Here is a 14,895-nt window from a genome sequence, read left to right as displayed (position 1 = left end):
TGGTTGCTGGTTCATCGAGGTCGGCCCGAACTTCACGAGTTCGTAGACGGCCCGGAACTGCTCGTCGGTCACCGGTTCGTCGGTGAACGTGTTGGCGGTGCGGGCAGCGCGGAACAACAAGTTCTGCGCTTCCGCGTCCAGTGCCAACTGCTGGGTCGCTACCGTCTCGGCCATGAAAGCGCTCCAGAGCAAAGTTGATTAGACTAGATGGTCCAGTCCAGTAAATAGTAGATAGACTGACTCGTCCACCCGTACGGCTGGTGCCCCGGGTTGCTCATCAAGAAAGGCGCACAGGACATGCCGTCATCGGCCATGCGACCGAGCGGGGCCGGTGGCCGCCCGCACGGCGGCGACCCGGGGAAGCGCCGAGCCATCCTCGACGCCGCGATCGATACCTTCCTGCGCGACGGCTACGAGCGGGCGACCCTCGATGTAATCGCCGAACGGGCCGGTGTGGCGAAACAGACCGCCTACAACCACTTCGGCGACAAACAGACCCTGTTCCTCGCCGCCGTGGACGACGAACGCAGCCGAGTTGCCGCGAATTTCGACGCGGAGATCACCGGGTCGGACAAGGCAGACGACCTTGACGCCATCACCGCCCTGGTCGAGATCGGCCTTTTCGTGCTGCGGGTCCTGCTCGACGAACGCGCTTCGGCGCTGCGCCGCTTGGTCATCAGCGAGGTCGCCCGCATCCCGTCCCTGCGCCCTGCGTGTGCGGAGGGCGAACCGAAACAACTAGTCACGCAGATCGCCGATCTGCTACGTGGCCGCAGTGAGCGCGGCGAGCTCGATGTCGAGGACCCGGCGACGGCCGCCCGGCAGTTCATTTCCCTACTCGTCCAGCAGGGTCTGCACGCCTCGACGTACGGCACGATCCCACTTCCGGCCGCTGACGCGGCAACGATCTGCACCGAGGCCGCCGATCTCATCGTCCGCGCCTGCCGCCCGAACGGTTGATCCGAGCTGAGGACCGTTTGCGGCGAAGTGGTTGGGTCGAATGTCCGCACTCAGCCAACCAACCGGTCCTGTCCTGAGACGCCAGCCTCAACAACAACGTCGGCAAAAGCTTCGGCCGGGTTGGCCAGCTCCAGCCGTCTACCGAACTCACGGACGGTGCCTGGCCATGGGTTGGTGATCTGGCCGTCGGAACGTTTGAACCAGGACTGCACGCCGCGAGGCCAAACCGTCTGCGCCAGCTCGGTGTCCAGGTGTTGCTGGTAGGTCGTCATTGCTGCGGCGGTGACCTCGATCGGAGACCCGAGTCGAGCGGAAAGCTCCAGGCACCGCAGGATGTAGCGGGCCTGGTGCTGCTTGACCGAGGGATTGCTGTTCGACGGAGTGAACGAGTGCGGCCCAGCGATCATGTAGAGATTCGGAAAGCCGGGTACCGCGAGTCCGTAGAAGGCGGTCGGTCGTCCTCGGGACCGCCACTGCTCGTGCAGGTCTTTTTTGTCGCGGCCCCGGATCCGGACCCCGGCAAAGAATTCCGGGGCTCGGAATCCGGTGGCCCAGACGATGACGTCGGCGTGGTGTTCGGTGCCGTCGACCGTGCGGATTCCGTCGGGGGTGAGCCGGTCGATGGGGTCGGTGACCAGTTCGACGTGTGGCAGGGTCAGTGCCGGGTAGTAGCCGTTGTCGAGCAGGATCCGTTTCTCCCCGATCCGGTAGTGCGGTGTGAGTTTCGCGCGTAGCTCGCGGTCGCGCACGTGTCGTCGAAGGTGGGCCCGCGCGACGAGTTCGGTGGGCCGTGCCGACCACCCTGCGCGCATGATCGGTGCGAGGAGCAGGTCAGCGGCGTGGTAGATCCCTGTCCGGTAGAGGTCGTGTAGGACGGGCACATGCGTCAGCGCCCAGCCTGAGATCGGGCCGAACGCGGCGGCGGGCTTAGGCAGGACCCAGGCCGGGGTGCGCTGATACACGGTGACTCCGGCCGCGGTTCGGGCGAGTTCGGGAATCATCTGTGCCGCTGAGGAACCGGTGCCCACGACTGCGATCTGCCCACTCAGATCGGCGGTGTGGTCCCACCGTGCGGAATGGAACGCAGGCCCGGCGAAGGTCTCCGCCCCTCGCATGCGAGGAATCGCGGGTCGATGCAATTGACCGAGCGCCCACACGACCGCGTGGGTGCGGATCAGCTCACCGCTGCTCGTGGTCAGGGTCCAGGTGCGGTCGGTGTCGCTGTAGTCGGCGGCCACCACCGTGGTGTTGCAGCGTAGGTGTGGTCGCAGGCCGTTGCGGTCGGTGACCTCGCGCATGTAGGTCAAGATCGACTGCTGGTGCGGGTAACGGACCCGGGCGTCACGGTAGGGGTCGAAGGCGAACGAATACAGGTGCGCTGGCACGTCGCAGGAACAACCCGGATAGGTGTTCTCTCGCCATACCCCACCGACCTCGGGTCCTTCTTCGAGGACCAGGAAGTCTTGGATGCCAGCGTGTTTCAGTTCGGCCGCCATGGTGAGGCCGCCGAATCCTGCCCCGACGACGACCACTCTGTGTGGGGTCATGGGCGCGTCTTGTCGCTGATCGACCGGGTGGCGGTGGCGGTTGGCGGGTTCGGCCTGGTGGCCCAGTGTTGCCACCAGTGCAGGTAGTCGGGAGCGGCCATCGGTGCGGCGAAGACGTCCAGGCTGATGCCGAATCCGTCGACCAACTCGCACAGATGCGCGCCCAGGTACTGGCGGTGGCGGTGTAGTTCGCGGTGGACGCGTTGGGCGCGCCGCGGTGTCATCCGCCGGTGGGCGGCGAACCAGGTTCCTCGGTGCAGGATTCGTTCCAGCGTGTAGACCGCGGTCGCGGATTCGAGCAGGCCTCGCGCGGTGTCGTCGGCGGCGGTGGTGGCGGCGGTCCACAGCGCGGTCGCGGCGAGTCGTTCGCTGGTGGCGGCGGCGAGTTCGATGGCGGCGGTATCGCGATCGAGTGCGGTTTCGGCCGGGGTGATGTCGTCGCGTCGCAGTCCGGCCGCGATGGTGGTCGCTCTGTCGATGAGCATCCGGCTATGCCAGGGCAGATGCGAGGGGGTGTCCGGCAGCGCCAAGGTGGTGATGTCGCAGGTGGTGAGTTGTCCGGCTTGTTTCCACAGCAGCTGTGATTCGCCTTCGGCGGTGATGATTCCTTCGGTGTTGCCGATCCAGTCTTGGATCCAGTTGGTGCGCAACGACCCTTGGGCGCCGCTGCGTTGCCGGCAGGTCAGCAGTACCTCGTGTGCGGTGTAGGCCAGTAGCGGTTTGATCAGCATCGACCACACACCGATGAGCGGGTCTGCTGCTGGTGCGGCTGCGGCCATGTCCTGCACGCGGCGTCCGAGCACGCTGGTGGCGTAGGTGGCTGCCAGTGCGGAGACCAGGTCGCGGCGGACCGTGCCCCGCTCAGCCATCAGGGTCCGGCCACCGGGTCGGCGTTGCCGTGCGTAGTTGACCGTGACCGCCAACCCGGCCCGCGCACCGGCGGCGGATGCGCCCGCCAGATCGAGGCGTCCCTGTCCCAGGGTCGTGATTGCCCGGTGGAACCGTGCCCGCACCGGCACTGTCGATGCCATCTCGAGCGTGCCCATCACGGCCCATGTCCCGCCGAGCAACCCCTCGGCGGGGACGAAGACTTTGTCGAATCGGATCAGCGCGTGATCCATGGGAGCCCATCCTTTGTCGGGCAGGGTGGCGACCCGCAAGCCGGGTGTGAGCCCTTGATCTGTGCGCAATCTCAGGAGCAAGGGCAGGACACCTTCGTCACTGCCGCCGATGATCAGGCGGGCGGTGACCACTCCGATCTTGGGCGTTGTCGGGTCGGCGATGTTGGGCATGAATTTCCAGCTGGCCGGGTCAGGTGAGGTGAGCCAGAATCCACCCCGGATGTCGTCCCAGGTCGCGGTCGTTTGCTGGTCGGCGCCGTTGGTGCCTCCGAGTTCGGTCAGCAGCAACACTCCGATCGCTTGACCGGTGTCGAGTTCGGCGAGCAGGTCACGTTGGTAGGCGGACCCGTTGCCCAGGGCTTTGATCGCGCCGATCGACAGGTCGAGGTGCCCGGTCAGCACTGGCAGCAGGTGCGGGGCGTAGATCGCGGCCCATTCGCACACGATTCCGCGCAGCCGGGTGTCGGCGGCGATCGCGGTCGCTGATCCGCCCAATCCCGCAATGGTTGCGCGGAGCAGGTTCGGTGCCAGTCTCGCTTCAGCCGTATAGGTCGAACCGGTGCCGGGCCGGTCCCCGAGTTCGGCGATGACGGCACGCACGCGCTGGTGCATGTCTGGTTCGGTGCCGAGAATCGCGGTGCGCAACGATGCGACGGTCGGATCACTGGATGGGGAGAACGGCTGGGCCGCCCGATTGTCGCGAGCAGGGATCGGCGGTAGATCGACAGTAGTCATGGCAAAGGTCTCCAAGTGTTTGTTGGGGCATTGGGGCTGGGTGACCGCTGTGCACGGGCGATTTCGGCGCCGCGACTCACGCGGTTGGTTTGGGGGTGCTTCGATCGGGTTGCACCGGCTGGTCGTTGCCGAGCTCCGATCGGTCGGCGGCGGTGTGGTGGGTGTAGTAGTCCTGGGTCGAGCCGGCGGCTCGTCACGGTTCAGGGCCTGGCGTGAGTGGACGATCCAGTGGCGGCCCGCCTGTTACGTCGGCCGTGTGGTGGTCGGGTTCTGTCGCCGTGGACGGCAGGGCAGAGTGGACTGCGGTTTCGATTCGCTGCCCGTCGGTCGACGGATCCTCTGCTGGGGTGGCGTCGGCCAGTTGCAGGCGGGTGCGGGTGATCAACTCCTCGACCGTCGGCGGCATCGGCAAGCCGGGCTCGGTACCGGCCGGTGGGGTGGTGGTGCGGCGCAGGCTGGCCAGCGACGAGCGAACACTCGCCGCGATCGCGGGGGTGGCCAGGTCGCGCCAGAGCGCGGTCAGGTCGTCGACGGCGAGCCGGTGGTGGGTGGCGAGACGTTCGGCGAGGCGGGCATCGGTCACCGTCGTGCTGCGCTCACGTTGGGCGGGGGGCATGTTGATCGCGGCGGCGGTGTGGATGATGCGGGTGCGGATCGCGACCATGTTGTGCCGAAGCTGTTGTGCCACAGCAGGTTCAGGCTCGGTCTCGATTCCGGCTTGGTGGAGATGGTGGTGGCGCAGTACCGACACGGTGGCCATGTCGATGAGCCGGTGGGTGTCGGCGACGACTCGGCCGTAGCCGCGGCGGGGGACGTTGTTCTTCGGCGGGTCCCGCAGCACCGTGGTCGGTTGCCACGCCCTGTTGTCGTGCCCGTATTCGCGGGCTTGGGTGATCCACACCGCTGGTATCGACCTGCTGGCGGCCACGATCTCGGCGATGCTGCGGTCGTGTTCGAGGCGCACCAGTTCGGGGGCATACGGCTGGCTTCGACGCAGCGCACCGGCGCGGCGGGCCAGATCATGAATGTCGTTGAGTGCTTCGGCCTGCGGGGCCGGTAGATCCGAGACCAGACGCGGCTGCGATGACGGGCGGCTCATGGCTCGATCCCGGGATAGTTGGTTTGCGGGTCGCTGAATACCGGCTGGGTGGTCCACGCGTCGTTGTCGAGGTCGTGGGCGTAGGCCCCGGTGGCGCCGATGGCGGCGTCGATCTGCGCGCCGGGTGCGTGGGAGAACAACCCGATCACCCGAAGGTGGTTGTCGCCGAGAACGTGAAGCACTGCGCTCGGCTCTGGGGGTGCGATCCTCGAATCGGGTTCTATCCCGGCCTCGGCCAAGGCGCGCGCCTGCACCGCGTAACTGCTGATGTCGGTGGCTGCGATAGCCCGCCACTGGTGTGCGAGTCCGGCTTCGTCCAGCCCTGCCGCTGCCGAGGCGGCGGTTTCGATCCAGGTGTCGTGCGCCCAGAGTTGTCGGGCTTCGTCTGCCTCTACCCGGAGCAGCACACCGAGTTGGGCAGATCGTCGCCACAGGGTGTCGAGTGTGTCGTCGACTTTGGTGGTGTCGGAGTTCTGTGCGGCTGCGATGGGTCGGTAGGCTGCATGGATTCCGGTGAACCGTGCCAAGTGTTCGATGTCGGTGCGCAGGTTGTCGATCAGCGCTTCCCGATCGACCGGTGCGGCGCGGCGCAGGAATAGGTTGGTGTTCCAGCGGATGCCTTTGGTGCCGCGTTCGCGGGCCTGATCGATCCACTCGACTGGCACTCCTCCGGCGATGGCAGCGGCGCCGAGTTCGCTGTGCACCGTCGCCCGCGCCTGGAAATCCTGTGTCCACTCCGCAGCCGGTTCGGTGCCGCTGGCGCGTTGGGTGTTCAGGAGCTTTTGAGAGTCGGCGGCCTGATTCTGTAGCGCCTTGAGGACCCTTTTCTGGACTGTGGTCGCGTTGGCCATGCTCACTGCGGCTCACCTGCTTCGGTGAAGGCGCGAAAGTCCGGGCCGAACCCAAGGTGGTGGACCGGTGTCGATGCCCCGGGAGTGCCGAACCAGTTCGACGGAACCGGTTCGCCATCGAGGCCTGGGCTGTCGATGTGGCGGTCGGGTGTGCAGCGGTGCAGTGGGCCGTTGGCGGCGTCGAGGATGTACCGCAAGTGGGGGTCGATGTGGCGGACGAACAGTGCGCTCATCGCCTGTTTGTCGTCGGCATTGACTGCGGCTTCGAAACACGCGTGCAAGCCGGCGAAGCGGATGGCCACGGATTGGTGGCGCCACCACTGCCGACACCAGGTGTATTGGCCTTCCCGGTTGTTCGCGGCGATCTTCACCGACACCACTGGCAACAACCACTGCTGCACGAACTCGCTGTAGTGGCCGAACTTCTTCGGCGGCTTCTCATCGTCCACGGCGGCGGGGGTGGCGGTGCCGAACCAACCGGGTGGAACAGGATCGAACGGCAACGACGGTGTCGCCTGGTGGTGCGTGCGGGTGCAGCGGTGCAGGGGGCCGTTCGCGGCGTCGAGGATGAGGTTGACGTGCGGGTCGAAATGGGTGAGCAGAAACGTGCTCAGGCTCGATCCGGCTTTGGCGCGGCGCATCGCCTCGAACGCTGTGTGCAGGTGCGCGATGCGGACGGCGACCGGGCGATGAGCCCACCACCGCGAGCACCAGGTGAAGGTGTTCTCCCGGTTCGCTTCGGCTAACCGGAGGCTGATCGTCGGTAGCATCCAGGCGGTGGCGAAGTCGGTGAAGTGAGCGAACTGGGGTGGCATCGGCGCCGTAGCGGTCTGGGTGGGGCTGGTCACGACTGCCCCTCCCCCATGGCAGGAGGAGCGGCTTTGATCAGCGAAACCCGCGCCCCTTCGAACCGTTGCATCGACATACGGACCAGTGGGGCGTGCTGGCTGTCGAACCAGGGGATTTTGCGGACGATGACGGGGCCGTGGCCGGGAAGACGGACCAGGGCCCGGTCTTTGGGGAGGGCGGCGAGCATGGCGACGTCGAGGATGGGTTCGGCGCGCCAGGACAGGCTGCGTTGGATTCCGCCGGGGGTGTAGGTGCGGGAGCGGTCGGAGACGTCGTGTTGCCCGGCCATCGCCGACCAGTGCTCCAGATAGTCCCTCGAGGCGATGGACCCGCCGTAGACCTCGATCGACTGGGCCATCATCGTCTTCAAACCATTGACGCCCCACAGGTTTTCGCCTTGTTCGAGGACCTGGAGGATGGTCATCAGGATGATTCCGCAACCTGCGGCGTAGGTGTAGTAGGAGGGCAGTTCGCTGATGCGGGCGCAGTTGGCGGCCTCGTCGAGCACACTCAACAGCGGTACCGCCAGCCGCCCGTCCGGGCGGGCCCGCGCCGTGGTGAGGGCGGCTTCCAGGACTTGCCCGACCAGGGCGGCGGTCAAGGGGGTGGCCCCGTCGGGGCCGGTCATCGACAGCGGGTAGAGGGTGTCGTTGGAGGTGACGAACGCGGTCGGGTCGAACTCCGGCAACAGGTGGGTGCGTGGTTGCTCGGTGGTCTCGATCAGGACCCCGTTGCGGATCGAAGCCGCCGTGCCCGCCCGATTCTGGTGCGCTGTAACTGATTTGGCCGCGGTTTCGCTGACCTGGAACAGCTTCCGAACCGGTGGCGTGACCATCTGGGCGTACCCGGAATCCGACAGCACGTTGAGGAACCGGCGCGCCATGTCGTAGAGGCCGTCACGCTGTCTCGCGTAGAGGCCTTGGCACTCGATGATGCGGGCGGCGGGGCGGTCGTGACCGTAGTGGCGCAGGATCAACGCCGGGGTCGGGTCCTGGTCGCGGCCGAGCCATTCCGCCACATGATGCAGGTCCCCACCCGCGCACGCAGCAGCGAAGATGCACAGGGCGAACAGTTCCTGGGCGCCGCCGTCGAAGTAGGCATCGGTTTTCGCGTTCGCGATCTCGTTCGCCGAACCCGCCGACCCGGACACGAAGAACCCCGCCAGCTTTCGCGCCGCCGGGAGCCCGGTGACCTGGTTGAACAGGTTCACCCAGAACCCGCACACCACCTGCCCGGTCACCGCCTGCAAGTCGCACACCCACACCCGCCCGACCTGTTCGCGCCCGTAGACGGTGTGCCGATACAGGTCGGGTTTGTTCGAGGTGGCCAGGCACGGCCCCCACGCTGCGAGCACCGCCGGGATCGCCCACGCCACCGTCTTGCCGGTCCGCTGACCAGCCGTCACCGTGACACCGAGTTCGGCGGGAACATGTAAGGCGATATCGCCGATGACCGTGCGCCCCAACAGTGGTCCCGGATTAGCTCGAATCTCTGATGGGGCGTCGGCGAGGAGGCGTTGGTTGTCGGCGAGGTTGTCGGCGGCGCGAGCGATGCGGATCTTGCCTGGCGGTTGCATGGTCCGCGCCGCCGCATCGACCTGCCCGCCGCTGGTGAACGATCGAGCTCCGCGGATCGCACCTGCGCCGGTCACGCAGAGAAGGACCACCGCGATCGGGGTTGCTTGCCACGGCCATCGCTTGTCTCCGGCGACGACCGAGAGCAAGGCCGCGAACGGGTTCCACGACAGGGATTGCCCGGCCTGCCAGCTGCCGAGTTTCAGTGCCGCCCACAGCACGACCACGAGCGCGAGCAGTGCCAGCAGGATCAGCAGCATGCTGGCTTCCTCACCCAGTCCGGACTTGGTGCGGCGGCGGGTTTCTCGGGGAGAGAACATCATTGACCTGGTCCTTTCAGAAGTCGGGGTCGACACCGGGTGCGGGTTGAGGCGCGTCGATGACCCCGGTGAGTTGAGGGCTCATCCACTCGGCGGTGACGTCGGCATCGGGCAGGGCAGCCTCGACCGCATTGGCGATCACCGCCCCACCCGGCGGGGCGGTGTTGGAGGCCGGGTGGTGGGTGTTCTCCGCGCCTGCGGCGAGCGCGAGCGCAGGTGGGGGGTCAGGGGCGAGACCGAGTTGGCTTCGCAGGGTGTCGAGTTCGGCCAAAGCGTGGTCGCGTTCGCCCAGGACGTGCTCGAGTTGGGCCAGCCGCGGCGCCCCGGGCTGCTGCGACCAGTAGTGCCCGGCCAGGCCCGCCTGGTAGGCGGCGGTGATCTCGCCGTGGTCTGCCCCGGCGAGGGCGGCGGCGCGGCGGGCATCTCTGGCGCCGTCCATCAACCGCTCCAGCTGGTCGATGCGGACCTGACTGCCTTCGGGGGATTCGTCGAATTCGGTTGCCAGCCGGGCGTGTTGAGCGGCCAGGTCTTGAACCCGGCGCACGGCGACGATCTGGGCGGGCAACTGGTCGACCGTGACGGTGGGGATGAGGTAGGGGTTGCGTTGGGCGGCGGGCAACAGGGCGGTGATCTCGTCGTCACCGGTGTCGAGATCTCCGAGAGCTTCCTCGGCGGCGAGGAGTTCGTCGGAGCCGTTGATGATCGCCTCGACCTCGGCCATGCTCAGCTCAACTGCGGCTCGCCCACCCAACGCGCGATCGACCAAACTGTCCGAATGTGTTGCCTCCACGCCAGGATCGGGAACCACGCTCAGGTGGCGAGGTCGCCATCGGGCGCCGTCTTGGGCCGACCGGTCGTTGACCGGTTCGAGGTGTCCGGTCAGTTCCGCGGCTTGCCGTTGCGTGCGGACAGAGTTCAGGTCGATATCGGGGTCGCCGTCGATGAACGCTTGCTGGAGTCTGCCGAACTCGACGCGGGCGGCTTCGGGGTTGGCCGTCCAGGCCTCGACCGCGCTGGCCAGGTGGTGCCACAACTGTTGATGCTCCGGTGAGGCGTCTTGTTGCCAGTGCCGGGCGATGGCGTGCGCGCGAGCTTTGTACTCGACGACCTGTGCCGGGGTTTCCCCGTAGGCGGCGATCTCGCCCAACTGGTGCTGAGCGGCGAAGTCGGCGCGGAGTTGGGCCTCGACGCTGTCGGCGGCGTCACGGTAGTAGGCGGGGTTGGTGAAACTGGTTCCTCGGGTCTGCCAGCTCATCGCGGGCTCCCGGACAAGCACAGGTGCCACGATGTGGTGGGGTTCGAGGGTGAAGGTGGTTGTTCGCGGAGACGGTGGGCCATCGTGCTTCCTCGGATCGAGAAAACGTCACACCCTCAAACGGGGTGTGTGAGGTCCCAGCGGTTCAGGTTCGGTCGCCTCGGTCCAGTTCCCCCTGGCCGACGCGCCGACAATCACGAAATAAGTTGCAGCTCTATATTTCTGGCCCACGATCGGCGCCGATTTCGCCGACAGGTCGCGGTACGGGGTCCGGGTCGGCTTCCCAGGTCCATGCGGTGTCCTCACCGAGGGCGGCGTCAACGACGGCGGTGATCGCGGTGCTCTCGGCGGCCAGATCGGTCGGTTCGGCGTGGCGGATGGCGGTGTCGACGAACTGGGACCGCAACGCGGTCGTCGCGTCGGCGAGCATCTTGCGTGGGGTCGGCGGGGCGACCTGAGCGGTGTCGGTGGGCGTGCCCGTGTCGGGATCTCGCGGAACATACGGTGGCACCGCCAACGCCGGGTCGGCGCGAGCGTAGCCGTTCCAGGCTTGGGCCAGGTCTTGCTCGGTGTAGGCGGCGAAGGTCACCGCATGCACGCGGCGGATCCCTTCCACACTCGACCCCCACAAGCTCTCACCCTCGGCCGGTGTCAGTTGCGCTGCGGCCGCGAGTACGGTGACCCGGGTGTGCAGTGCCGTCATGTTGTCGGCGAACTGCGTGACCGCGATCGGGTCGGTATCGAAAGTCCATCTCCCGGTGGCGATTCGGTCCATGCGGGCCGCTTCCAGGCCGGCCATGCGTTCCATAGTCCACAGGTCGACCTCGAGCATGTCGAGATAGAACTCCTGCGCTTCGCTGGCGCGGGCGGGATGCTGGCGCACCACGCCCGGCTTGGGTGGGTTCGCCCCACGCTGGCCGAGTTCGCGGGCATCGACCACCCAACCCGGGTCGACCCCACCCAACATGGCCGCATACTCGGCGTGTTCGCGCTGCACGGTGAGCAATTCGAGTCGCTCGTTCCACACCTGCTCGCTGTGACCGGAGATCCCGTCATCGAACATGCCCGGTCCGGCATCGGTGATCTCCCGGTGTTGGGCGGCCAATTGCTGGATCCGCCGCAGGATGCGCCCTTGCCACTGACTCACCGACTCCTCAGGCCCTGGCTCGCTACTGGTCATCACCACACCCCCTGATCCACACCAGACCCGGGCCCTCGATCAGGGGGGTGGGGTTGCAGGTCCGGGTCCGGCTCCCACTGTGCTGCTGTTCGGATCCCGGTCGCCTCGACCGCGGTGCCGATACCGTGCCCCGCACCCGGGCCCAGGTTGTCGGCGAAGCTGACTGCGGCCAAGGCCTGTTCGGCACGCTGGGCAAACTCCCAGGGAGTGGGCGGGCCGAGATCGGTGACGGTCGTGGTGGCAAGGTTGTCGAAAGTACGCGAGAGGTCGGCCTCGACCCCTTTCCACGACATTTCCGTGAACCGCTGCCGCAGTTCGGCATCGGTGTAGGAGGCCGCGGTCAGCTCCGCCAACTGTTGCCACGAGCCCAGGCTACGACCCCACAGCTGCTCGGCCTCGCCGGGTTGGACGTTGATCAGTGCCGCGGTCCCGGTCGCACGCCGCCACAGCGCGGCCATGTTGTCGTGGAGTTGACGTTCTGCTGGCTCGTTGTCGGGCAACGCGCCGGTGTGCACACGATGCAGGTACTCCGCGCGGACCAGGGCAGTGTGTTCGAGGCGCCACACGTCCTCGGCGAGCTGGTCGAGCAGGTACAGGCGTGCCGGATCCGCCCCCGGCGGGGCCATCGGCAGTGTTGTTGTTTCGGGGGTATCGCCCCACCGCGCTCCCCTGGCGCCGGTTTCGGTGGCGTAGTCGATCATCCGTTGCGGGACCCCGCGGGCGTGGGCGTGTAATGCGATCTCACCGCGCTCGTCGTCCAACGCCCGTAGATGGGTACGCCACGTCTCGAGCTGAACGCTCGCGCCGCTGGCGGGCGAGTACTGCGGGGACCCGTGGAACAAGGTGCGGTAGTGGTCGTAGCTGGCGTTCTGGATGCGTTCGAGTAGGCGAAGCTGCCACGACGGCAGATCCTCGGCACCTGAGAGTGGATGACTCACCGGTTTCTCCAATCCTGTTGATCGACTGCGTGTTCGGAGCCCCACGGGCGGGCCTGGAAGGGTGGGTGAGAGCTGTTCACGGCCCAGGCCCGATCTCGGGTCCGGTGTGTTGATCCGGGTTCGGGCCCGGTCGGTGATCGGTGGGGTCGTGTTCGGTGTGGGCACCGGCGCCGGTGGCCTCGATCGCGGCGTCGATGCCAAGCCCCACCACGTCGCGGTTCGCGGGGTCGGCATCGAGGGCGGCTGCGGCGAGCTCGACCATCCGGTCGGGCAGGACGGGGAGTTGACGGTTGATGTCGTCGGGAGTGATTCCGGCGGCTTGGAGCACCATCACGGGCATCGACACTGTGGCGAAGTCGGTGTCGATGAGGGCCTGCCACCGCGCCGACAACTCCGCCCGGTCGAGCTTCGACAGGGTGTGCGCGACCTGCTCGGTCCACGGCCTAGTGGTGGGTTCCCACGCGTGTTGCTGTTCGACCATGGTCAAGCCCAGGGCGTGCCCGATCGCGCCGACGCGTTGCCAGCTCACGCCCATGACGCGGCGGAATGCGGAGAACCCGGCACGCGACAGGGTGCCTTGCTGCGAGACAGCGGCCCCGACTCCGGCCATCGTCTGCAGTTCCGCGACCGCTGTCCGGTGCCCGCGTAGGAGGGTGTCGCGGTCGATGGCTTCGGTGCTCAACAATGGTTGGCCGGGTGCCCAGCGGTGTCCGCGTTCCCCGGATGCGCGGGTGTAGTCGATCACCGACTTCGGTACACCGACCGCTAGCGCGATCGCTTCCAGGTTTTCCCGGGTGCGTCGCCCGATATCCAGATGAGCCAGCGCCATCGGCGACAAGTCCTGGCCGTCGCCAGTGCGGGATCGCTCGATCAGATGCTGGTTGTCGCTGGCCAAGTTCTGCACGGCCTTGAGCAGCTTGGCCTGCACCGGATTCGGCTCGAACATCTCACCGGCCCCGTCCCACATCGAGATCGCCACGCCACACTTCGAGCTCGGTGCCTGTGGCGCGAGCTAGCGAGGGGTCTGCTCCCCCACTGGTCAAGTCAGGATCAGCAGCGGCGGGATCGATGTCGTGAACCGCAGTCGCGGACACGGTGGCCTCGATCCATTCACCGTCCTCGACGATCTCCGCGTCGATAATCGCCTCAGCGGCCGGGGCGGTGGTGGGCGCGAGATAGGCTGCGAGGTAACCGAACTCGTGGCGCAGGTGCGCGTCCATGGTCAGGTCGGCTGCTAGCCTGCCCATGTCGTCGACGCCGCGCGGTCTGCGTGGGGACTGATTCGCGGTGTTGTCGGTGAAGAAGTCTTCGGGGTCCAAGCCGGTGTCGTGGATGAACCGCTCTTCGTAGGCTCGGCGCGCGGCTTCGGCGTCCGGGGACAGGTCGCGGGTGGCGTCGGCGGCGGCGAACTGGGCCGCTGCGGCCTTGGCGGCGCCGGTGCGTTCATCGGAGTGGTGCAGGGTGTCGGTGAATCCGGCCGCGCGGCGGCGGATGTCGATCATCAGTTCCTTGAGCTCGACATCGAGCTGGTGCAGCTCCCCTTCGCGGGCTTCGCGGTTGGTGTAGCCGGCGATGCGTGCGGCATGCACCTCGCTGCTCTGCTGCCGGGACAGCTCACCGTCGCGTTCTCGTCGCGCCAAATCTGTTTCAGCCCTGCTGATCTGGCCTTCTTTGTGGCGGAGGTCGACCTCGGTGATCTTGGCGGCGTTGTCGATGCGGGCGCGGACTTCGGCGATCTTGGTCATGGCCAGTTGTTGCTCGGTCCCGAGGTTGCCGAGGCGGGCCTGGTGCTCGATCCACGACCGTTGGTTCTTGGCCGCTTCGTTCGCGAGTCGCTGCTCGGACTCCGCACGCGAGCGCGATTCCCCACCCCTGCTGCGGAACAACGCGTTGGTGGTGTGCGCGGTCTGCAACGCCTGCAGAAATCCCTGCCGGACCGCTTGCCCGCCTTCCTCGACCGGATCCCCGCTCATCACAACACCCGCATTTCGGCGACCAACCATGCACGTTCGGCACCCGCTCGAGTCGACCGCGCGGACACCGAGAAGACGATCGGTGCCCGGCCGACCGGGGTAAGGGAGACAGAGAAGACCCGGCTCGACGCGGTTGCGGTATCCGGCGAATGGCCGTCGTCGGTCGGGTAGGCGTCGGTGCGCAACGGCACCCTGTGTTCGACCCAGTCCTGCCACACCTCGGGGGTGATCGGCGCCCACAGCGAGACCCCGATCCGGGCGTCGGTGGAGTACGCAGCCCACATCAGCGGTCGCGCGGTCTCGAACGTCGACCGTGCGTCCACCTCGGCAACCGGATCCAACCGGTACAGCGTGGTCACCGCGGCCTTGAGAACCGCGGACGCCGAACAGGGCGCGACCTCGGTGTGTGGTGGGGGGAACGGCTCGGCGCGACAGCCTGGTTCGACCACCGGTGCATGAGCGGTCGAGCACCCACTCACCATCGTTGTAGTCG

13 protein-coding genes and 1 pseudogene are annotated in these 14,895 nt (G+C 67.1%); 1 reads left to right on the top strand and 13 read right to left on the bottom strand.

What is annotated here, in order from left to right; translation table 11 throughout:
- Nucleotides 1-174 (bottom strand): annotated as a pseudogene (locus tag NI2_RS35060) (malonic semialdehyde reductase); the annotation flags it as partial.
- Nucleotides 175-297: 123 nt separating this feature from the next.
- Here NI2_RS35060 and NI2_RS08910 point away from each other — a divergent pair.
- Entirely contained in the window at nt 298-960 is a 663-nt protein-coding gene (locus tag NI2_RS08910; RefSeq protein WP_067488354.1) for a TetR/AcrR family transcriptional regulator, read from the top strand.
- 50 nt (nt 961-1,010) lie between these two features.
- On the opposite strand, the gene NI2_RS08905 is transcribed toward NI2_RS08910, so the two are convergent.
- The 12 genes from NI2_RS08905 to NI2_RS08850 form a co-directional block, all read right to left on the bottom strand.
- On the bottom strand, nt 1,011-2,507 hold the full coding sequence (locus NI2_RS08905) for a flavin-containing monooxygenase (protein ID WP_067488352.1): 1,497 nt from the start codon (nt 2,505-2,507) through the stop codon (nt 1,011-1,013).
- Complete coding sequence (locus NI2_RS08900) at nt 2,504-4,363, bottom strand: acyl-CoA dehydrogenase family protein (protein ID WP_084476192.1); 1,860 nt, start codon at nt 4,361-4,363, stop codon at nt 2,504-2,506. The genes NI2_RS08905 and NI2_RS08900 overlap by 4 nt, the downstream gene beginning before the upstream one ends.
- Before the next feature lie 193 nt (nt 4,364-4,556).
- Nucleotides 4,557-5,462, bottom strand: a complete 906-nt coding sequence (locus NI2_RS08895; protein WP_067488306.1) for a hypothetical protein — start codon at nt 5,460-5,462, stop codon at nt 4,557-4,559.
- Nucleotides 5,459-6,319 carry a hypothetical protein gene (locus NI2_RS08890; protein WP_133734214.1) on the bottom strand — a complete coding sequence of 287 codons (861 nt, stop codon included), beginning with the start codon at nt 6,317-6,319 and terminating at the stop codon, nt 5,459-5,461. The genes NI2_RS08895 and NI2_RS08890 overlap by 4 nt, the downstream gene beginning before the upstream one ends.
- The gene (locus NI2_RS08885) at nt 6,316-7,161 is read right to left on the bottom strand and encodes a DUF4913 domain-containing protein (RefSeq protein WP_133734213.1); all 846 of its coding nucleotides are present in this window, start codon (nt 7,159-7,161) and stop codon (nt 6,316-6,318) included. The genes NI2_RS08890 and NI2_RS08885 overlap by 4 nt, the downstream gene beginning before the upstream one ends.
- The gene (locus tag NI2_RS08880) at nt 7,158-9,059 is read right to left on the bottom strand and encodes a type IV secretory system conjugative DNA transfer family protein (RefSeq protein WP_067488300.1); all 1,902 of its coding nucleotides are present in this window, start codon (nt 9,057-9,059) and stop codon (nt 7,158-7,160) included. The genes NI2_RS08885 and NI2_RS08880 overlap by 4 nt, the downstream gene beginning before the upstream one ends.
- 13 nt (nt 9,060-9,072) lie before the next feature.
- Nucleotides 9,073-10,311: a hypothetical protein gene (locus tag NI2_RS08875; RefSeq protein WP_067488299.1), complete on the bottom strand. Its 1,239-nt coding sequence runs from the start codon at nt 10,309-10,311 to the stop codon at nt 9,073-9,075.
- A gap of 214 nt (nt 10,312-10,525) precedes the next feature.
- Entirely contained in the window at nt 10,526-11,458 is a 933-nt protein-coding gene (locus NI2_RS08870) for a hypothetical protein (protein ID WP_133734212.1), read from the bottom strand.
- A gap of 32 nt (nt 11,459-11,490) precedes the next feature.
- Entirely contained in the window at nt 11,491-12,429 is a 939-nt protein-coding gene (locus tag NI2_RS08865) for a hypothetical protein (protein WP_133734211.1), read from the bottom strand.
- A 76-nt stretch (nt 12,430-12,505) separates the two neighbouring features.
- Complete coding sequence (locus tag NI2_RS08860) at nt 12,506-13,408, bottom strand: hypothetical protein (protein WP_067488292.1); 903 nt, start codon at nt 13,406-13,408, stop codon at nt 12,506-12,508.
- Nucleotides 13,377-14,402, bottom strand: a complete 1,026-nt coding sequence (locus NI2_RS08855; RefSeq protein ID WP_067488290.1) for a hypothetical protein — start codon at nt 14,400-14,402, stop codon at nt 13,377-13,379. The genes NI2_RS08860 and NI2_RS08855 overlap by 32 nt, the downstream gene beginning before the upstream one ends.
- Nucleotides 14,402-14,851 (bottom strand): hypothetical protein, encoded by a 450-nt coding sequence (locus tag NI2_RS08850; RefSeq protein ID WP_067488288.1) that lies wholly within the window; start codon nt 14,849-14,851, stop codon nt 14,402-14,404. Before NI2_RS08850 ends, NI2_RS08855 begins: the two co-directional genes overlap by 1 nt.
- Nucleotides 14,852-14,895 lie beyond the last annotated feature (44 nt).

Source organism: Nocardia ignorata NBRC 108230, from assembly GCF_001612905.1.
In the GTDB taxonomy this organism is placed as follows: domain Bacteria; phylum Actinomycetota; class Actinomycetes; order Mycobacteriales; family Mycobacteriaceae; genus Nocardia; species Nocardia ignorata.
The sequence above is the reverse complement of the archived record's forward strand: the minus strand, read 5'-3'. Positions and strand labels throughout refer to the sequence as shown.